At 34.5% G+C, this 20,130-nt stretch carries 16 protein-coding genes; 9 read left to right on the top strand and 7 right to left on the bottom strand.

Annotation, left to right across the window (positions count from 1 at the left end):
- Nucleotides 1–88: 88 nt before the first annotated feature.
- The 7 genes from LNQ34_RS19805 (at nt 89) to LNQ34_RS19775 (ending at nt 6,331) form a co-directional block, all read left to right on the top strand.
- On the top strand, nt 89–415 hold the full coding sequence (locus LNQ34_RS19805) for a hypothetical protein (protein ID WP_230000969.1): 327 nt from the start codon (nt 89–91) through the stop codon (nt 413–415).
- A gap of 847 nt (nt 416–1,262) precedes the next feature.
- Nucleotides 1,263–3,179, top strand: coding sequence for a DUF294 nucleotidyltransferase-like domain-containing protein (locus tag LNQ34_RS19800; protein WP_202704295.1), 1,917 nt, complete (start codon nt 1,263–1,265; stop codon nt 3,177–3,179).
- A gap of 2 nt (nt 3,180–3,181) precedes the next feature.
- Nucleotides 3,182–3,778 (top strand): 3'-5' exonuclease, encoded by a 597-nt coding sequence (locus tag LNQ34_RS19795; RefSeq protein ID WP_017497471.1) that lies wholly within the window; start codon nt 3,182–3,184, stop codon nt 3,776–3,778.
- 70 nt (nt 3,779–3,848) lie between these two features.
- Nucleotides 3,849–4,226, top strand: a complete 378-nt coding sequence (locus LNQ34_RS19790) for a helix-turn-helix domain-containing protein (protein WP_230000968.1) — start codon at nt 3,849–3,851, stop codon at nt 4,224–4,226.
- A 75-nt stretch (nt 4,227–4,301) separates the two neighbouring features.
- Entirely contained in the window at nt 4,302–5,057 is a 756-nt protein-coding gene (locus tag LNQ34_RS19785; protein WP_202704291.1) for an SDR family oxidoreductase, read from the top strand.
- A 489-nt stretch (nt 5,058–5,546) separates the two neighbouring features.
- Nucleotides 5,547–6,086 carry an SRPBCC family protein gene (locus LNQ34_RS19780; RefSeq protein WP_230000967.1) on the top strand — a complete coding sequence of 180 codons (540 nt, stop codon included), beginning with the start codon at nt 5,547–5,549 and terminating at the stop codon, nt 6,084–6,086.
- A 26-nt stretch (nt 6,087–6,112) separates the two neighbouring features.
- Nucleotides 6,113–6,331 carry a DUF4287 domain-containing protein gene (locus tag LNQ34_RS19775; protein ID WP_230000966.1) on the top strand — a complete coding sequence of 73 codons (219 nt, stop codon included), beginning with the start codon at nt 6,113–6,115 and terminating at the stop codon, nt 6,329–6,331.
- Between the two features lie 61 nt (nt 6,332–6,392).
- On the opposite strand, the gene acs is transcribed toward LNQ34_RS19775, so the two are convergent.
- The 7 genes from acs to LNQ34_RS19740 all read right to left on the bottom strand — a co-directional run bounded on the left by acs (nt 6,393) and on the right by LNQ34_RS19740 (nt 17,178).
- Nucleotides 6,393–8,300: an acetate--CoA ligase gene (gene acs / locus LNQ34_RS19770; RefSeq protein ID WP_202704286.1), complete on the bottom strand. Its 1,908-nt coding sequence runs from the start codon at nt 8,298–8,300 to the stop codon at nt 6,393–6,395.
- A gap of 503 nt (nt 8,301–8,803) precedes the next feature.
- The gene (ilvC, locus tag LNQ34_RS19765; RefSeq protein WP_202704390.1) at nt 8,804–10,273 is read right to left on the bottom strand and encodes a ketol-acid reductoisomerase; all 1,470 of its coding nucleotides are present in this window, start codon (nt 10,271–10,273) and stop codon (nt 8,804–8,806) included.
- Between the two features lie 60 nt (nt 10,274–10,333).
- Complete coding sequence (gene ilvN / locus LNQ34_RS19760; protein WP_202704389.1) at nt 10,334–10,855, bottom strand: acetolactate synthase small subunit; 522 nt, start codon at nt 10,853–10,855, stop codon at nt 10,334–10,336.
- 85 nt (nt 10,856–10,940) lie between these two features.
- Nucleotides 10,941–12,629, bottom strand: a complete 1,689-nt coding sequence (gene ilvB / locus LNQ34_RS19755) for a biosynthetic-type acetolactate synthase large subunit (protein WP_230000965.1) — start codon at nt 12,627–12,629, stop codon at nt 10,941–10,943.
- 158 nt (nt 12,630–12,787) lie between these two features.
- On the bottom strand, nt 12,788–14,461 hold the full coding sequence (gene ilvD, locus LNQ34_RS19750; protein ID WP_230000964.1) for a dihydroxy-acid dehydratase: 1,674 nt from the start codon (nt 14,459–14,461) through the stop codon (nt 12,788–12,790).
- Nucleotides 14,462–14,730: 269 nt separating this feature from the next.
- The gene (gene leuB / locus LNQ34_RS19745; RefSeq protein WP_202704319.1) at nt 14,731–15,849 is read right to left on the bottom strand and encodes a 3-isopropylmalate dehydrogenase; all 1,119 of its coding nucleotides are present in this window, start codon (nt 15,847–15,849) and stop codon (nt 14,731–14,733) included.
- Nucleotides 15,850–16,002: 153 nt separating this feature from the next.
- On the bottom strand, nt 16,003–17,178 hold the full coding sequence (locus LNQ34_RS19740) for a 2-isopropylmalate synthase (RefSeq protein ID WP_230000963.1): 1,176 nt from the start codon (nt 17,176–17,178) through the stop codon (nt 16,003–16,005).
- Nucleotides 17,179–17,333: 155 nt separating this feature from the next.
- On the opposite strand from LNQ34_RS19740, the gene LNQ34_RS19735 reads away from it, so the two are divergent.
- Both LNQ34_RS19735 and LNQ34_RS19730 read left to right on the top strand, forming a co-directional pair.
- Nucleotides 17,334–18,878: a hypothetical protein gene (locus tag LNQ34_RS19735; protein ID WP_202704320.1), complete on the top strand. Its 1,545-nt coding sequence runs from the start codon at nt 17,334–17,336 to the stop codon at nt 18,876–18,878.
- Between the two features lie 276 nt (nt 18,879–19,154).
- Nucleotides 19,155–20,027: a bile acid:sodium symporter family protein gene (locus LNQ34_RS19730; protein WP_230000962.1), complete on the top strand. Its 873-nt coding sequence runs from the start codon at nt 19,155–19,157 to the stop codon at nt 20,025–20,027.
- The last annotated feature ends 103 nt before the right edge of the window (nt 20,028–20,130 follow it).

Below are 20,130 nucleotides of genomic sequence, written 5' to 3'. Positions count from 1 at the left end.
AGAGAAAAGCAAAGATAAATTTTTAGCAACTCTTAATCGTGAAGTGGAAGAGAATAATATTATGTAAAATAGAAAAAGCAAAATTATTATGATAAAAGAAATTCTGATTTATAAGGAAGTAGTAAACGAAATTTATGAATTAATAGATAAATCGACGTATAAAAAGAATTACGCAATTGAAAAAGTTGGAATTTCAAGATCTATATTTTATAGAAAGTTGAAGACTAAATCCTTTACGCCGGATGAAATCCTGGAAATTGCCAAAATTCTTTGTCCTGATGAATTTTATATGCTGGAATTTATAAAGGAAATTGAACAAGCTAAAAATGACATTAACGCTGGTCGAATAATTACACATGACAAAATGCTTCAAAAAATAAAAGAAAGAAATGATAAATTTTTAAAGGACGTATAAAGGCCTTATTTGGAAAATAATATTCAAAATAATTTTTTACGAGAATGTCAGCAAACGGAAATTAGCATGATATTCTTAAGACGCATCACAGGCTAAAATTAAGTTTTATAGAATTTGCAAGTTTAGCTAATAATCTTGCCGATCATTATGTGTTGAAATTTGCTGTATTTGAAAAATAAATTTCAAAATAATATTTTACGAGAATCTCAGCAAATGGAAATTAGCATGATATTCTTAAAGACGTATCACAGGCTATAAATTAAGTTTTATAGAATTTGCAAGTTTAGCTAATAATCTTGTTGAACATTATGAATGCAATTTCGTAGTATTTGAAAAATAAATTTCAAAATTATATTTTATGAGAATCTCAGCAAGCGGAGCTTAGCATGATATTGAAATTTTAGTTTCTGAATGTTTGCAATATTTACTAATAAGTATTACAGTATGACAACAAAGCAATTCATTAAAGAACCAACAAAGGCTTTAAACGTCAATATATTAGCGATTATCTAGTGTATGTATTTTGACCTATAATTTATATTATGTAAAATAGAAAATTTAGAGAATTGTTCTACTGTGATTCATTATCCTTCGAATATTTTCGATAAAGATTATTCTAATGCAAAAGAATCGATTCTCAGTGCTACTCTGTGCCTGTACTTTCACCAATCCATATCAATAACTAATTTAAATTGAGTTTCAAAATTATAATGAGCTGTTTTAGAAGCTTTAAAATGGTTATATTTAAGGTTTCTTTAAAATAATTATATTCTGTATGGGATGCTTTCATTCTAAGACATAATTTTCTTATTTTTACATTCGATACTTTAAAAAAAATATCAACCGTATGAATACAATTGCTGAGCATATTGCAGATTTTTTAAAAGAATACCCGCCATTTGATAATTTAACTTTTCAGGAATTATCAGATATTGCAACTAACATTCGTGTGATCAATTTAGAAAAACATGCAGTATTATTTCAAAACAATGACCTGCTTCATGACAGCTTTTATGTTGTTGCTTCAGGTATTGTAAATCTGACCACAATTGCTGATGCCGAGGAAACTATTATAAACAAATGTCATGAAGGAGATATTTTTGGCTTGCGTCCGTTTTTTGCCAAAAATAACTATATGATGACGGCTAAAGCTCGTGAAGAAAGTATTATCTATGCTATTCCAATTGCAGTTTTCAGACCATTCGTAGCGAATAATTCGGATGTGTTGAATTTTCTGCTGGAAAGCTTTGCTGTAAATTCAAGACATGCAAAGGACAATGTACATTCCAACGGAAAATTGATTTCTGATACTGCTTTTTATGTAGATCAGCAATCTGAAATGCAGTACATTCAGTCTTTGGCTTACAATAATTCGCCTTTAACAACTGAATCCAATCACATTATCAAAGATGTTGCTATTTTGATGACCGAATCATTGGTAGACAATATTGTGATCTGTGAAAAAAACAATCCAATTGGTATTGTAACCAACGCGGATTTATCTTCTAAAATTGCGACTGGCCGTTATCCTATCACTGAAACCATTGATAAGATTATGTCTTCGCCGGTGGTTACGGTTATTGAAAATGTTTCTTTGGCTGAAGCACAATTATTAATGTTGAAACATAATGTTACTCATTTATGTGTTACCAAAGACGGCACAAGTAAATCTGCTGTAAAAGGAATTATTTCCGAGCACGATCTAATTGTGGCTCAGGCCAGTAATCCTGGTGTTTTGATTAAGGAAGTAAAACGTTCTCAATTACCAAAAGATCTAAAACAAATCCGTGATCGTTTGTCTGATTTGATTCAGAATTCAATCCAAAAAAATATTCCAATTTCTCATGTCAGTAACATCGCAAGCGAAATTAATCTGGCTATTATTAAACGTGCTGTCGAGCTGTCTATTTTAGATTTAGGCTCCCCTCCTGCTCGTTTTGCGTGGTTAAGTATTGGTAGTCAGGGACGTAAAGAGCAGCTTTTGCTTACAGATCAGGACAGTATTCTGATTTTTGAAGACGTAGCACCGGACAAGTACAGAGAGGTAAAAGATTACTTTTTAAGACTGGCTAAAAGAGCAACTTCCATCTTAGAAAAAGTGGGTTACGAACTTTGTCCAAACGGACATATGGGGAGTAATATGCTTTGGTGTAAGTCGTTGACAGACTGGACAAAACAGTATAATAGCTGGATGAATACTCCAGGTGAAAACAGTAATGATTTGAGCAGTATTTTCTTTGATTATGAGATTGTTTTTGGAGAACCAAAAATTGAAGAAGTGATCGAAAACGTAATCTTTAAGAATGCCGTAAACAATACTTTGTTTTTTGATTTCTTAGGGAATGATGCTTTAAAACGCAATTCTCCATTAAGCTTTTTCAAAAAGTTTATTATTGAAGAAGAAGGACCACATAAAACAAAATTTGATATTAAAACCCGTGCATTAATGCCTTTAATTGATTCAGCTCGTTTGCTGATTTTGAATGCTAATATAAAGGGAATTAAAAATACTTATTTGAGATTTAAACAATTAGCGATTACAGATTCTAAAAATGCAGAGATTTATTTAAGCTGTGCTGAAGCTTTTCTAACTTTGTCTAAATTTAGAACTGTTGAAGGTTTGAAAAATGACGATTCCGGACAATATATCAATTTGAGGGAAATGTCCAAAACAGACAAAGAAAAGTTAAAAAATGCCTTAACCCCAATGAAAGACCTTGAGGAATTAATTAAGAGTAAATTTCAACTTACACAATTCTCATAAGTATGCTAGACTGGATTAAAAATATCAATAAAGAGTATCCTGATTTTTGGAAGGAATACTTAACGAAATTTGAAGTTAAACCAAACAGATTTGTGGTGTTATCTACAGAAACTTCAGGTTTAAATCCGAATAAAGATGTTATTTTATCTTTAGGTGCATTTTCGGTTACGGATGACAGCATTGTGATTAAAGACAATTTTGAAGCTGTTTTGCTGCAGTACAAATTTTTACAGGATAACGGACTTTCTAATGAGTTTATCATCGAAAGCAAAATGATGAAGATGCCGGAACCTGATGCGATAGAAGCTTTAATCAATTTTATAGGAAACTCAGTTCTGGTTGGACATCATATTAATTTTGATATCGAAATGTTGAATGCAGCATTAGAACGTCTGGATTGTGGAAGATTAAAAAATGAAGCGCTGGATATCGATATGATGTACCGAAAATTGATGGATATTAATGACAAACAGTTTTCTTTGGACGATTTAAGTGAAATATTCAAAATTCCGAAAAGCGATAGAAATTCGTCTGCAGAAGACGCGTATAAAATTGGCCTATTATTCCTGAAACTGAAATCGAGATTAGGAATTAAATAGGCAGTTGGATTCACCATAAATGATTGTTGAAGTAAAACGAATTTAAATTTTGTTTTATAAGTGTTGGATAATGAGTGAAATGAATCAAAACATAGTAAAAAGAAGTAAGGAAATCACTGAAAAGTATTTCCTTTTTTTGGATACACATATTGCGGAGGTCCTTTTGGGAAATGGCGCCGACTTTATGGAAATCAACCAAATAGCAAGTGCGTTGTTTGTTTCTCATAAACATTTGACCGATACCGTTCAAAAAGAAACCGGAAACCATCCTTGTTACTTTTACGATTTAAAAATTATAGAAGAAGCAAAAAGAATGCTTGCCCACACCGATAAATCTGTTTCTGAAGTTGCCAGAACACTAACCTACGACCCATCAAATTTTTCTAAATTCTTCAAAAAATTTGTTGGGCAGACACCAGGACAGTTCAGAGCGGAAAATCAAAAATAAAATTTCCGAAAAGTTCACCACGAAATAAACGAGCTGTTTTGTCATCTTTACGTTATTAATTTAAAATTAGATACAATGGCAAGAAACAATTTGAAAGGGAAAGTGGTTTTAATTGCAGGTGGTGCAAAAAACTTAGGAGGTTTGTTAAGTCGTAATTTTGCAGCTAAAGGTGCAAAAGTTGTCATTCATTACAACAGCGAAAACACAAAGGCAGATGCGGAAAAGACTTTGGCAGATATTGAAAATGCCGGAGGAGAAGCATTTTTGTTTCAGGCCGATCTTACTGAGGTGAAAAATATTACCAAGTTGTTTGATGCTGCAATTGCTAAGTTCGGAGGTGTTGATATCGCTATTAATACTGTTGGGAAAGTGCTAAAGAAACCTTTTGCAGAGACTACCGAAGAAGAATACGACAGTATGAGTGATATCAACTCAAAAGTAGCCTATTTTTTTATACAGGAAGCGGGTAAAAAATTGAATGACAATGGTAAAATTAATACGATTGTTACTTCCTTACTGGCAGCATTTACAGGATATTATTCTACTTATGCAGGGGCAAAAGCTCCGGTAGAGCACTTTACGAGAGCGGCTTCAAAGGAATTTGGTTCGCGAGGTATTTCTGTTACAGCTGTCGCTCCGGGACCTATGGATACACCATTCTTCTATGGTCAGGAAAGTGCTGATGCAGTGGCTTATCACAAACAGGCTTCGGATTTAGGAGGACTTACGGACATCAAAGACATTGCTCCTTTAGTTGAGTTTTTAGTGACCGATGGCTGGTGGGTAACCGGGCAAACTATTTTTGCTAATGGAGGATATACCACAAGATAATTTGGAGTATTCAAAATAAAGCATAGCTAATTAAATATTGTAAATCCGATAATCCCAAGGTTTTGGGGTTGTCGGATTTGTTTTTTTTAGAGTTTTTTTGTTAGGTGAAAAGCTGTCAGGCTAAGGGCAATCAAAGTTCTTTAGTTTTGCAAGCCTTCGATTTTGCTTGTTTTTCGTAGTGTGGAATGAAATGACGTAAATCCCCCTATTGTTGTCATTTACGTACAGTATTGTCTTTTGTAAGTAATCGCATCTTTGTCTTGTTAGTTTGATTAAAAATTAACAGAAAAAGTAAAACAAAATGACAACTATAAATTCTCATCTGGTTTTCGGCGGTAATTGCCTTAAAGTAAAGACGTTCTGTAGAAAATGTCTGGACAGTCAGATTATATTTCAGGCCATCGGTGAATCTCCGGGATGTTTAACTTCGCTGCAAATCAATATTATAAATAAATATAAAGAGCTTTTTAATTAACCAATTTAACAAAAATGAAAATGATATTCGTAAAAATAATAACGGTATTGGTAGCTATAGTTTCAATAGCTTTAGTAGTAGCGATGTTTACTAAAAATAAGTATACTATTAAGAGAGAAATAACTATTTATAAACCCAAAGCGGAAGTTTTTGATTTTATAAAACTGAATCGAAATCAAAAATTGTACAGTAAATGGCTATTGCTGGATCCTGCCACAAAAATAGAGATAACAGGTACTGACGGGACTGCGGGTTCTCTTCTGACTTTTGAAAGCAAACACCATAAGACTGGTAAAGGAGAATGGGAAATAAAAAAAGTAGAAAATAACAGAATCGATTTTGAACTTCGTTTTCTAGCGCCTTATGTATTTACGGCAAACGGGCATATGGAAACGGAAACTTTAGCCGAAAATCAAACAAAGCTTATCTGGATTTATAATAGCGGAATGAACTGGCCTAAGAATTTTATGCTTCTTTTTTTTGATATGGATAAAATAATTGGAGCTGATGTAGAAGAAAGTCTAACGAACATAAAAACGATTGTCGAAAAATAAAGTATAACTTTTAAAATTACAAAATTATGTCATTTCAAGCTTATTTAATCAATATTAAAACAAAGACAGGAAAAGGTCCTGATGATTTTAAAAAACTTTCAGATGAAAAAGGATTTTCTGTCAGTGGAGAATTAAAACCTGAAGTAAAAGCAACCGAAATTGTAACCTGGCTAAAAGCAGATTTTGATTTAGGTCACGGACACGCAATGGCTATTTATGCACTTCTTAAAGGATTAAGGAAGTAAAAAAAATAATCGATATAAAAAAAGCTGCCCAATGGACAGCTTTTTTTATTTTGTGAAGATACTAGACCCTCGCTTTTGTAATTTCGTCAACAATTTCAGGATTTAGTAAAGTTGAAGTGTCTCCAAAATTAGAAAAATCACCTTCTGCTATTTTACGTAAAATTCTACGCATAATTTTTCCTGAACGTGTTTTAGGCAAGCCTGAAACAAACTGAATTTTGTCGAGTTTTGCAATTGGTCCGATATGGTCAGAAATATATTGATTGATCTCACGGCTAAGATTAGATCGGTCTCTTACTTCTCCTGTTTCTTTTAAGATTACAAAACCATATAAGGCATTTCCTTTAATGTCATGAGGGAATCCAACGATAGCAGATTCGGCTACTGCAGGATGTTCGTTAATGGCATCTTCAATAGGAGCTGTTCCTAAGTTATGACCGGATACAATTACAACATCATCTACTCTACCGGTAATTCTGTAATACCCTACTTCGTCTCTCAATGCCCCGTCACCTGTAAAATATTTTCCCGGGAAAGCAGAGAAATAAGTGTCTTTGTAGCGTTGGTGATCCCCCCAGATTGTTCTGGCGATTCCCGGCCATGGAAATTTAATACATAAACTTCCAACAACCTGATTTCCTTCGATTTCATTGCGTTTCTCATCCATCAAAACAGGTTGAATTCCCGGTAATGGCAAAGTCGCGTAGGTTGGTTTAGTTGGGGTTACAAAGGCAATTGGCGAAATCATAATTCCACCGGTTTCAGTCTGCCACCAGGTATCCACAACCGGACATCTTTTATCTCCAACGTGATCGTTGAACCAGTGCCAGGCTTCTTCGTTGATGGGCTCTCCAACTGATCCAATTACTTTAAGTGATTTTAGAGGGTATTTTTGGATATAATCTAAACTTTCTTTTGCAAGTGAACGAATTGCAGTTGGTGCGGTATAAAATTGTGTGATTTTATGTTTTTCAATAATATCCCAAAAACGGCTAAAGTCAGGATAAGATGGAACTCCTTCAAAAATTACGGTTGTTCCTCCATTTAATAAAGGTCCGTATAAAATATAAGAGTGACCTGTAATCCAACCTATATCAGCAGTACACCAGAAAATATCATTTTCTTCGTGATTGAAAACATTTTTAAAGGTATAAGCCGTATAAACCATATATCCGGCTGTGGTATGTACCATTCCTTTTGGTTTGCCTGTAGAACCAGAGGTGTACAGAATGAATAACGGATCTTCAGCATCCATTATTTCCGCAACACTATTATCTAAGGCTTTATCTAATAGAGGCTGTAACCATTCGTCACGGCCGTCTTTCATTTTAACTTCGTTATTAGTTCTTTTTACAACTAAAACTTTAGTAACAGACGGGCAAGTTTCTAATGCCTCATCAACAATTCCTTTAAGGTCAATGTTTTTATTACCTCTGTATCCTCCATCAGAAGTAATAACCATTTTACATTCGCAATCAATTATTCTGGCAGACACAGCAGAAGCTGAAAATCCTGCAAAAACAACAGAATGAATCGCTCCTATTCTGGCACAGGCCAATACAGCTACTGCCAATTCAGGAATCATAGGTAAATAAATACAAACTCTGTCTCCTTTACGTACGCCTTGCTCGCGCAAAACATTCGCCATTTTTGAAACTCTTTCGTACAATTCATTATACGTTATATGTAAAGCGCTTTCTGAGGGATCATTCGGTTCAAAAATGATAGCCGTTTTTTCTCCTCTTTTGCTTAAATGTCTGTCGATGCAATTTTTAGTGATGTTAACTTTTGCTTCTGTAAACCATTTTACTTCCGCATCAGCCATATTAAAATCAACTACTTTTTCCCATTGCTGGTACCAGGTAAAATTTTCCTCAGCTATTTTTCCCCAAAACTTTCTAGGCTCTCTTATCGACTTATTGTAATGTTTAAAATACTGTTCTAAATTTTCAATTTTATAATAACTCATACGTTTTTAGAATTTTTTTTTATAAATGTATTAAATATCAGTCTATTCTTAAAATTATTTAATTCATAAATAATAGGAAAAAAAAACAGATATTGAAAAAAATATTACTTTTTAATAAGTATAATATAAAAAACGGCTTTTTGATGAAAAAAGACATTTTGCAAAAAAGGCACGATAAATGAATACCATGCCTTTTTAATTTTAACAATTTCAATAACAATTAATTTTGTAATTCTGTATTACAATCTTCCGCACTATTTTTGAAAATAGAAGCAACTTTATTAATTAAAATGAAACTTCAACAAGTACATTTATTACTAAATATACCCCCTTCATTAGGGATTAGCTTCACTTAACTTACAGTCTTACTTTCAGAAGTTAAGTGAATGCAATTTGCATCTATATCCATTTTTCTTAATAAGTGCTTACTAATTCAAAAATATTACATCAAACGGAGATACAGAGCAGATTCCACAACCGTATGTGTGGTAATTCCCAATTTATTATCCAATTTTTTTCATTGCTGTCATTGATTCTCTCAACCATGCTCCTACTTCTTCGATAGGGTGTTGACGAACTTCTTTGTTTACAGCAATTAAAGTAGCATTGTCAACTCCATTTGAAGTAGAAAATGGTTTACCTATTACATTTGTTTCTACTGTTTTCATAAATTCTGTTAACAACGGCTTGCAGGCATGGTCGAATAAATAACAGCCATATTCAGCAGTATCCGAGATCACACGGTTCATTTCAAATAATTTTTTTCTTGCAATTGTGTTTGCAATCAAAGGTAATTCGTGTAATGATTCATAATAAGCTGATTCTTCGATAATTCCAGCCTCAGTCATGGTTTCGAAAGCCAATTCTACCCCCGCTTTTACCATTGCGATCATCAGTACTCCGTTATCAAAATATTCCTGCTCTGAAATTGGAGCTTCTTGTGGAGCTGTTTTTTCGAAATTAGTTTCTCCTGTTGCAGCTCTCCATTTTAGTAAGTTTACATCATCATTTGCCCAGTCGATCATCATGGTTCTGGAGAATTCTCCTGAGATAATGTCATCCTGGTGTTTTTGGAATAACGGCCTCATAATGTCTTTTAATTCTTCAGCAATTTCGTAAGCCTCAATTTTTGCTGGGTTGGAAAGACGATCCATCATATTGGTGATACCTCCATGTTTTAAGGCTTCAGTAATGGTCTCCCATCCATATTGAATCAATTTTGAAGCATAGGCTTTGTCGATTCCTTTTTCCACCATTTTATCGAAACATAAAATAGAACCGGTTTGTAATAACCCGCAAAGAATGGTTTGTTCTCCCATTAAATCTGATTTTACTTCGGCTACGAATGACGATTTCAGAACTCCTGCTTTATGGCCTCCGGTGGCTACAGCATAAGCTTTAGCCTGATCTAAACCAAAATTGTTTGGATCATTCTCCGGGTGAACAGCGATTAGTGTAGGAACACCAAATCCTCTTTTGTATTCTTCACGAACCTCAGAACCAGGACATTTTGGCGCGCACATAATTACAGTGATGTCTTTACGGATTTGCATTCCTTCTTCGACAATATTAAATCCGTGAGAATATGATAATGTAGCTCCGTTTTTCATTAAAGGCATTATGGCAGTAACTACAGCAGTATGTTGTTTGTCAGGAGTTAAGTTACAAACTAAGTCGGCAGTTGGAATTAATTCTTCATAAGTACCTACTTTAAATCCGTTTTCAGTGGCATTTTTATAAGATGCTCTTTTCTCTGCAATTGCATCTGCACGCAACGCGTATGAAATGTCTAAACCGGAATCTCTCATGTTTAAACCCTGATTCAGACCTTGTGCTCCACAGCCTACAATGACAACCTTTTTTCCTGCCAGAGCCGAAATTCCGTCTGCAAATTCTGATTGCTCCATAAATTCGCAAACGCCTAATTGTTCTAATTGTAATCTAAGTGGTAATGTGTTGAAATAATTTGCCATTTTTTTTAAAAATATTTAATGAATGTTGTATTTAATAATTGGTTAATAGATGAAATAATACTATTTGAATGTTTCTAACATTGTTGAAATTTCCATTTTTTCTTTTGAAACAGATATCCTTCCTGAGCGAACAAACTGCATAATGCCATAAGGTTTGAATTTGGTATACAAATCTTCGATTTCTGAACGTCTCCCCGATTTAGAAATCACAAAGAAATCGCGGGAAACCGTGACAATTGTAGACTGACTGTCCTTGATGATGTTCTGAATTTGTTTTTCATCAAACAACAGGCTTGATGCAATTTTAAATAAAGCGTTTTCCAGATAGATGGTTTCTTCATCTGTATGATAAAATGCTTTTATCACTTCAATTTGCTTTTCGATTTGCCCGACAATATTTTTGACCCATTTCTCTGTTGTTTCCACAACAATAATGAATCTGGAAACACTTTCTATTTCTGATTCAGAAACGTTTAAGCTTAATATGTTAATGTGACGCTTTAAGAATATTCCTGATATCCTGTTTAACAATCCTACATTATTTTCTGAGTATACCGATATGGTAAATGTTCTGTTTTCCATTTTTTTTAGTTTTATTTGTTTCAAGTTTCAGGTTTCACGTTTTACAACTTGAAACTCAAAAAAATTGAAACATGAAACTTTAATTTTAGCTTAATCTAATTTCAGAAACACATGCACCCGTTGGAATCATTGGGAATACGTTATTTTCTTTCTCTACCATAACTTCTAAGAAATAGGAATCTTTTGAAGCCAGCATTTCGGCAACGGCTGCATCTAAATCTTCTCTTTGTGTTACTTTTTTAGATTTAATATAATATCCTTCGGCTATCGCAACAAAATTTGGATTGATCATTTTAGTAGAAGCATATCTGTTATCAAAAAACAGCTCCTGCCATTGACGCACCATTCCCAAAAATTCGTTGTTTAGGATAACAATCTTTACAGGTACTTTAGTCTGAAAAATGGTCCCCAATTCTTGTATGTTCATTTGAAAACCGCCATCACCAATTATAGCCACAACTTCACGATCCGGTTTTCCCATTTTAGCTCCGATGGCTGCCGGTAAAGCAAATCCCATCGTTCCCAATCCACCTGAGGTAATGTTACTTTTGGTAGAATTGAATTTTGCATAACGGCAGGCAAACATTTGATGCTGCCCAACATCAGAGACAATAATAGCATCACCTTTTGAGTGTTTGTTTATCATTTCTATGGTTTCTCCCATTGAAATTCCTTTATTATTGGTTGGGTTTAATTCTTCTTTTATAACGGAATCGTACTCGATTTCCTTTAGCTCTTTAAATTTGTTATGCCATAAATCATGTGATTTTGCTTCGATTAATGGTAATAAAGCGGTTAAGGCTTCTTTTACATCTCCAAGAACAGCTATTTCTGTTTTTACATTTTTATCAATTTCGGCAGGATCAATTTCGAAGTGAATTACTTTTGCCTGTTTGGCATAAGTATTCAGGTTTCCGGTAACGCGGTCGTCAAAACGCATTCCGAAAGCAATTAAGACATCACATTCGTTGGTTAGCAAATTTGGGCCATAGTTCCCGTGCATTCCCAGCATTCCCACGTTTAAGGGATGGTCTGTTGGCAAGGCTGATAGTCCTAAAATGGTCCAGGCAGCTGGAATTCCTGATTTTTCAAGTAAAGCTTTAAATTCGGCTTCCGCTTTTCCCAGAATAATCCCCTGTCCAAAAACAATAAAAGGCTTTTTAGCGCTATTGATTAAAGCAGCAGCTTCGGCCACTTTATCTAATTTTAGTTTCGGAACCGGAGTATAACTTCTGATTCCGGTACATTTTTCATAACTAAATTCTAATTGGTCAAACTGAGCATTTTTCGTAATGTCAATTAATACAGGTCCCGGGCGTCCGGAACGTGCGATGTAAAATGCTTTTGCAATAATTTCAGGGATTTCCGAAGCTTCGGTTACCTGATAATTCCATTTGGTTACCGGAGTCGAAATTCCAATGATATCCGTTTCCTGAAAAGCATCAGATCCTAACAAGTGCTTCCCTACCTGACCTGTGATACAAACCATTGGGGTTGAATCGATTTGAGCATCTGCAATTCCGGTTATTAAATTGGTTGCTCCCGGCCCTGAAGTTGCAATGGCTACCCCTACTTTTCCTGTAGCTCGGGCATATCCTTGTGCGGCATGTGTAGCACCTTGCTCGTGACGTACCAACACGTGGTGTAACTGATCCTGAAATTTATATAATTCATCGTAAACCGGCATGATTGCTCCTCCCGGATAACCATAAAGTAAGTCTACTCCTTCTGCTAACAAACATCTTATAACGGCTTCTGCCCCTGATATTTTCATAGTATATTGTTTTTTCAATGTCAAAAATCAATTTCAAAAATCAATGGCAATGTTAAAATCAATTTCAAACTGATTCTTTACATTTCTACTTTTTATTGCAATTGAACTTTGTTATTTTATTGATATTGTCATTGTTTTTTGAAATTATTATTGTAAAATTATTTATCGGTAACGCAACCAGTTGAAGCGCTTGAGACTGATCTGGCATATTTCAGTAAAACTCCTCTGTTTACTTTTAGAGGAGGCTGAATCCAACTTTCTTTACGGGCTGCGAATTCTTCGTCAGATATTTTCAGGTCGATTGTATTTTTTACTGCATCAATAGCAATTAAATCGCCATCTTTTACCAGTGCAATACCGCCACCATCATAAGCCTCTGGTGTAATGTGTCCTACCACAAAGCCATGTGAACCTCCGGAAAACCTGCCGTCTGTAATAAGAGCACAGCTGCTTCCTAATCCTGCTCCAATAATGGCCGATGTAGGTTTTAGCATCTCAGGCATTCCCGGACCACCTTTTGGTCCACAATACCTGATGACGACTACATTACCGGGTTTAATTTTTCCGGCTTCAAGGCCTGGAATCACTTCAAACTCACCTTCAAAAACAACCGCAGGACCTTCAAAATACTCACCTTCTTTTCCGCTGATTTTGGCAACAGCTCCTTCAGAAGCCAGATTTCCATATAAAACCTGAATATTTCCGGTTGGTTTTAAAGCTTTTTGTATTTCGTGAATTACTTGTTGTCCGTCTTGTAAATCCGGAGTTGAAGCTAAGTTTTCGGCCACTGTTTTTCCGGTTACAGTTAAACAATCTCCATGAATTAGTCCTACTTTCAATAAGTATTTCATTACTGACGGAATACCACCTGCTTCATGAATGTCTTCCATCATATACTTGCCACTTGGTTTCATATCTGCGAGTACAGGAGTTCTGTCATTAATCGCTTGAAAATCATCAAGTGTAATTTCAATATCAACGGAATGTGCCATAGCGATCAAATGCATTACAGCATTGGTTGAACCTCCTAAAACGGCAACGATTGTAATGGCATTTTCAAAAGCTTTACGAGTCATAATGTCTCTAGGCTTAATATCTTTTTCCAATAATGTTCTAATAGCTTTACCTGCAGCGAGACATTCGTCTCTTTTCTCCTGACTTAAAGCGGGATTTGATGAACTGTATGGCAAACTCATTCCCAGGGCTTCAATTGCCGAAGACATGGTGTTAGCCGTATACATTCCACCACACGCACCAGCGCCCGGGCAAGCATTTTGAATAACTCCTTTAAAATCCTCCGGAGTAATTTCATTTTTTACTTTTTTTCCTAAGGCTTCAAAAGCTGAAACAATATTCAATGTTTCTCCTTTCCACTTTCCGGAATGAATAGATCCTCCGTACACCATTAAAGACGGGCGGTTCAAACGTCCCATGGCGATCAGAGCACCAGGCATGTTTTTATCACAACCCGGAATTGCAATGATGCTGTCGTACCACTGCGCTCCCGCAACTGTTTCGATAGAATCGGCAATGACATCTCTGGAAACTAAGGAATAACGCATTCCTTCTGTACCGTTTGAAATTCCGTCACTTACACCAATGGTATTAAAAATAAGTCCGACCAGATTTGCATCCCACACTCCTTTTTTAACGTCTTTTGCTAAATCATTCAGGTGCATGTTGCAAGTGTTACCATCGTACCCCATGCTCACAATACCTACCTGTGCTTTTTTCAAATCTTCTTCAGTTAAACCAATACCGTACAACATGGCTTGCGCTGCTGGTTGTGTTTGATCTTGAGTGATGGTTTTGCTGTACTTATTTAATTCCATTATTGTGTTATTTTTTTAATTTTAATTCAAAAAAAAACCTTCCAGTATTTGGAAGGTTTATAATATAGTTTTTCAATTATATTTATACCATTCCCCGTGCATATGTGATAATCACATTTACAATAATGACAGAAATAGTAATAATAATTGAGATTTGCATCTTTGTTTTTCTTAGTGAGACAAAAGTATGAAAACTTAAAGGACTAAAAAAATAAAATCTCAACATTTTACATACTTCTTGTTATTTATTTAATTTTTAACAAAAAATATTAAACAATTGTTGATTGTCCAATGTGAACGTTATCATTATTAAAATAGAGTAAATCGTCTTTACTGAAGATAAAATTGGATACAAAGTCCCCTACTTCGTTTGTACCGAACTTTGAATCCGGTTTTAAATCAACGGTTACTACTTGAAATTCGATTGCTTTTTCGACTGCTTTATAAATCATGCCAGCTTCTTTCAACAGACCAAAATGTTCTAATAACATCGCCGCTGATAAAATTGAAGCAATCGGATTGGCGATGTTTTTTCCTTTCGCCTGAGGATATGAACCGTGTATAGGTTCAAACAAAGCATTCTTTTCACCTAAAGATGCTGAGGCTAATAAACCAATAGATCCCGTTATCACACTTGCTTCATCTGATAAAATATCTCCGAATAAATTTTCGGTCAAAATCACATCAAATTGTTTTGGATTTAGAATCAATTGCATTGCTGCGTTATCTACAAACAAAAAGTCTAAAGCGACATCAGGATAACTTTGGCCTACTTTCTGAACGACTTTTCTCCATAAACGGGAAGTTTCTAAAACATTTGCTTTGTCAACCATCGTAAGTTTCTTGCGTCGGTTTTGTGCTGATTTAAAAGCCAAATGCGCAATTCTTGTGATTTCTTCTTCTGAATATTCACATAAATCGGAAGCGTGTGTACCTTCCTCATTTAAGGTTTTAGCTCCAAAGTAAGCACCTCCGGTTAATTCTCTGAAAATAGTAAAATCAGCACCATCGATAATTTCTCTTTTTAACGGAGAAGCATCAATTAATGATTTATAAGGTTTTATCGGGCGTATGTTAGCAAACAATCCCAACTCCTTACGCAGTTTTAATAATCCTTGCTCCGGACGTACTTTCGCTGACGGATTATTATCGTATTTAGGATCTCCAATTGCTCCAAACAATACCGCATCTGTATTTAGACAAAGGTTTAATGTCTGCTCCGGCAAAGGATTTCCTGTTTTATCAATGGCAATAGCTCCCATAAGCGCCTCTTCAAAAACAAATTCATGATTGTACACCTCGCCAATAGCATGTAAAGCTTTTTTGGCTTGTAAAATTACTTCTGGTCCAATCCCGTCTCCTGGTAAAACTGCTATTTTCAAATTCATAACGTCTCGTTCTTTATGTATTTAAATCCTTTTTTCTTTATTCTATTCTATTCTCTTTATTCTATTCTCTTTATTCTATTCTCTTTCTTCTATTCTCTTTCTTCTATTCTCTTTCTTCTATTCTCTTTATTCTAAGATCTTTGCTCTCTTGAACTAGTTTCTGATTAATTCTCCCTGAATTTTAGCAGCTTCTATAATTTGATGAATATCTGCATCAATTACTTCCTTCTTAATATCGGCGAATTTCAAAAATTCAATGTATACGATATCCAGTTGTACTTTAGTAAGCTCGTAACCTACTTTTTTAGCGCGGTAAGCCAATGCAGCTCTTCCGCTTCTTGCTGTTAATATAATAGAGGACTCATTTACACCTACATCCAGCGGATCCATGATTTCATAAGTGGCTCTGTTTTTTATCACTCCATCCTGGTGAATTCCGGAGCTGTGCGCAAAAGCATTTGCTCCTACAATGGCTTTGTTTGGCTGTACAATCATTCCCATACTTTCAGAAACTAAACGGCTCATCTCGTTTAATTCTCTTGTATTGATATTGGTGTCCAAATTAAGGTAAGGATGTTGTTTGAAGATCATTACAACTTCTTCTAAAGCTGTATTCCCGGCTCTCTCCCCTATGCCATTTATAGTACATTCAATTTGTCTTGCTCCGTTGATAGCACCTGCAATGGAGTTTGCGGTAGCCATTCCTAAATCGTTGTGACAGTGACAGGAAAGGGTTACATTTTCAATACCTTTCACATTTTCTTTTAGGTATTTTATTTTTGCTCCGTATTCTTCAGGCAAACAATAACCTGTTGTATCCGGAATATTCAATACTGTTGCTCCTGATTTTATTACTTCTTCACAAACTTTTGCAAGGAAGGCGTTATCAGTTCTTCCGGCATCTTCGGCATAGAATTCTACATCTTCCACATAAGATTTGGCATGTGCTACAGCAAATTTTGCTCTTGCAATGATGTCTTCCGGAGTTGTGTTTAGTTTATGGAGTATGTGAGATTGAGAGGTTCCGATTCCGGTATGGATTCTAGGTTTCTTAGCGTGCTTTAAGGCAGCTGCAGCAACATCAATGTCGTTTTTTACGGCTCTTGTCAGACCGCAGACCGTTGCATTTTCTACAATTTTACAAATCTCAGAAACCGATAAAAAATCGCCTGGACTTGACACTGGAAAACCTGCTTCGATAATGTCAACTCCCATTGTATCAAGTCGTTCTGCGATAACTAGTTTTTGTTTCGTATCTAACTTACATCCTGGGACCTGCTCTCCATCGCGCAAAGTGGTGTCAAAAATTTGAACTTTCTCTCTATTCATATTCATTTATTTAATGTAATTTCACATCTTGATAACAAATATATATTGTACTTTGCCGGCACGAAATTCATTTTAATGAAATTATACTGTTCATAAAACATTTTAAAGCAGGTTAATTAACTAGAAACCAATAAGTTATATTATTATATTTTACAATGGCTAACCATCAAAAAGATTTCTTATTTGTATTAATAAAATCACTTTCTAAATCCGAAAAAAGACAATTTAAGATTTTTGCAAGTCGTTTAGAGACGAGTTCGAATACCAAATTCATCGAATTATTTAACATTCTGGATAAGTCTGAAACTTATGATGAAAAGCTGATTCTCAAGAGTGGTATTATTAAAAAGGTTCAGCTATCTAATTTAAAATCATACTTATACAAACAGATTTTAGTGAGTATACGCTTGAATATTCCGAGTCAGAATATTCGTTATCAGTTGCGGGAACAAATCGATTTTGCTGTTATTTTATACAATAAAGGTTTGTACAAACAAAGTTTGAAGATTCTGGACAAAACAAAACAACTGGCGCTTGAGAATGACGAGAAATACATGGCATATGAAATTGTAGAATTCGAAAAACTAATCGAATCGCAATACATCACCCGAAGTATTCAGGGACGTGCCGATGAATTGGTGATTCAGGCCAAAGAACTGAATTATCGCAACACCATTTCAAGTAAGTTATCCAATTTATCGCTGCAGTTGTACGGAATCATGCTAAAAACCGGCTATGTTAAAAGCGACGAAGAGTACAAATACATTGACGATTACTTCAATAAGCACATTTCAAAGCTGGACGAAAGTAAGTTTGGTTTTAGGGAAAAGTATTGGTTTTACAATGCTAATCTTTGGCGTAGTTTTCTGGTTCAGGACTTCTTAGCGAGTTATAAATATGCCTACAAATGGGTAAGATTGTTTTATGACAATCCTAATATGATTTATTTGAATCCTGTCTTTTTCTTAAAAGGGAATCATTATTTTCTAGAGTCGCTGTATATGTTGAAATACAAGTCGAATTTCAAAAAATATCTGACGCTTTTAGAAGAAACCATTGCTGATCCAAGGTTTCCGGTAAATGATAATATTGCGTCGCTTTCTTTTCTGTACGTTTATAATAATAAGTTGAACCTTCACATACTGGAAGGAACTTTTGCTGAAAGTGAATATCTAATTCCGGAGATTCTGCAAAAGATAAAACTTCACAGCGAACATCTTGATGAGCATCATGAGATGTTGTTTTACTATAAAATTGCCTCTATTTATTTTGGTACTGAAAAGTACAATGAATCGATTAATTATTTGGATAAAATCATCAACAATAAAAATCTGTCGATGCGTGAAGATTTAATGTGCTTTGCCAGACTTTTATCCTTGATTGCGCATTACGAATTGGGTAAGGATTATTATCTGGAAAATCATTTGAAGAACACGTATAAGTTTCTCTTGAAAATGAATGATTTACATGAGGTTCAGAAAGAGATTATCAAGTTCATGAAAAATCTGAATAACTTCTACCCTGCCGATATAAAAAAGGAGTTTATCAAGATGAGGACTCGTTTTATCGAATTGGAGAAAAATACGTATGAGAAAAGAGCCTTTTTATACCTTGATATTATTTCATGGCTGGAAAGTAAAATTGACAACAGGAAGATCGCCGACATTATTAAAGAGAAGGCGAAATTAAACAGTCGATAATAGTGTTCTTTCTAATTTATTCAAGTTGCGGCATTATTGATTTGTTTAGTTGGAGTTCCATCAAAAATCCAAACTTCTCATTTTCTATGTTTACTTTTTATTTGTAACTGGCAATTTAAATTAGTTATGCCAATTATGACTTATTAATGACCGCATATTATATCATAGATACCATATAGAAATTCTACTGAAAAATTTTAATTGAGAATCAGTATGTTTAATTAGTTTTTAATGTTTTAAAACTAGTAAAAGCATACAATTTTAATTAATTTAATTATGGAACAAAATTCTTTGTTAACCCAGTTGCTTCCTGTTGCTCTTGGTATTATCATGTTAGGCTTAGGACTAAATTTAAAAATGGATGATTTTAAAAACGTAATTTATTACCCAAAAGCAATTCTTGTAGGTTTATTGTGTCAGATGATACTTTTGCCCATTATTTGTTTTTGTGTTAGTATATCGTTTAATCTTAGTCCTGAACTTGCCGTTGGTCTGATACTATTAGCTGCATCTCCCGGTGGTGCAACAGCTAATCTTTACAGTCATTTAGCAAAAGGTGATGTGGCTTTAAATATTTCACTGACAGCAGTAAATAGTGTACTGACATTATTTACGCTTCCTTTTATAGTCAATAAAGCGATTGATGTTTTTATGATTGACGAGCAGGTTATCCCCATGCAATTTAAAAAAATAGTTGAGATATTTATAATTGTACTTGTTCCGGTTGCTATTGGAATGCTTATTAATTATCGTTGTCCAAAAAATTCAAGAAGAATGGAGAAACCCGTAAAAGCAATGTCAGCTGTTTTTCTAGTGCTTATTATCATTGGGGCTATTATCAAGGAAAAGGATCAATTCCTGGGCTATTTTCAACAAGTAGGATTAGCTTGCTTGGTGTTTAATATAATAAGTATGGTAATTGGATATTATACTCCGTTGTTGTTAAGTATCAATAAGAAACAATCAATTGCTATTGGGATGGAAATAGGAATTCATAATGGCACACTGGCTATTTTTATTGCATTAAATGTAATTGGGAATAGTGTCATGAGTATACCAGCCGCTGTATATAGTCTTATCATGTTTTTTACAGCTGCTCTGTTTGGTTATATAGTAAATAGAAGAAGGAATACTGATTCTCAAAACTAAATTCATTTGTATTTAAGTTATAAATTTAAGCACAGTCAGAATAGAATAAAATCTTTTTTTAATAAAACGGGTGTTATATTTAGAAGAAACAAACCCTTAAAAT

Source organism: Flavobacterium lipolyticum, assembly GCF_020905335.1.
In the GTDB taxonomy this organism is placed as follows: domain Bacteria; phylum Bacteroidota; class Bacteroidia; order Flavobacteriales; family Flavobacteriaceae; genus Flavobacterium; species Flavobacterium lipolyticum.
Note: the sequence above shows the minus strand (reverse complement) of the source record. Positions and strands in the feature narration are given on the sequence as shown.

Bases quoted from the DNA above. Each gene is read 5' to 3' on its own strand.
- LNQ34_RS19805 (WP_230000969.1), top strand. From the start codon at position 89: ATGATAAAAGAAATTCTGATTTATAAGGAAGTAGTAAACGAAATTTAT.
- LNQ34_RS19800 (WP_202704295.1), top strand. From the start codon at position 1,263: ATGAATACAATTGCTGAGCATATTGCAGATTTTTTAAAAGAATACCCG.
- LNQ34_RS19795 (WP_017497471.1), top strand. From the start codon at position 3,182: ATGCTAGACTGGATTAAAAATATCAATAAAGAGTATCCTGATTTTTGG.
- LNQ34_RS19790 (WP_230000968.1), top strand. From the start codon at position 3,849: ATGAGTGAAATGAATCAAAACATAGTAAAAAGAAGTAAGGAAATCACT.
- LNQ34_RS19785 (WP_202704291.1), top strand. From the start codon at position 4,302: ATGGCAAGAAACAATTTGAAAGGGAAAGTGGTTTTAATTGCAGGTGGT.
- LNQ34_RS19780 (WP_230000967.1), top strand. From the start codon at position 5,547: ATGAAAATGATATTCGTAAAAATAATAACGGTATTGGTAGCTATAGTT.
- LNQ34_RS19775 (WP_230000966.1), top strand. From the start codon at position 6,113: ATGTCATTTCAAGCTTATTTAATCAATATTAAAACAAAGACAGGAAAA.
- acs (WP_202704286.1), bottom strand. From the start codon at position 8,300: ATGAGTTATTATAAAATTGAAAATTTAGAACAGTATTTTAAACATTAC.
- ilvC (WP_202704390.1), bottom strand. From the start codon at position 10,273: ATGGCAAATTATTTCAACACATTACCACTTAGATTACAATTAGAACAA.
- ilvN (WP_202704389.1), bottom strand. From the start codon at position 10,855: ATGGAAAACAGAACATTTACCATATCGGTATACTCAGAAAATAATGTA.
- ilvB (WP_230000965.1), bottom strand. From the start codon at position 12,629: ATGAAAATATCAGGGGCAGAAGCCGTTATAAGATGTTTGTTAGCAGAA.
- ilvD (WP_230000964.1), bottom strand. From the start codon at position 14,461: ATGGAATTAAATAAGTACAGCAAAACCATCACTCAAGATCAAACACAA.
- leuB (WP_202704319.1), bottom strand. From the start codon at position 15,849: ATGAATTTGAAAATAGCAGTTTTACCAGGAGACGGGATTGGACCAGAA.
- LNQ34_RS19740 (WP_230000963.1), bottom strand. From the start codon at position 17,178: ATGAATAGAGAGAAAGTTCAAATTTTTGACACCACTTTGCGCGATGGA.
- LNQ34_RS19735 (WP_202704320.1), top strand. From the start codon at position 17,334: ATGGCTAACCATCAAAAAGATTTCTTATTTGTATTAATAAAATCACTT.
- LNQ34_RS19730 (WP_230000962.1), top strand. From the start codon at position 19,155: ATGGAACAAAATTCTTTGTTAACCCAGTTGCTTCCTGTTGCTCTTGGT.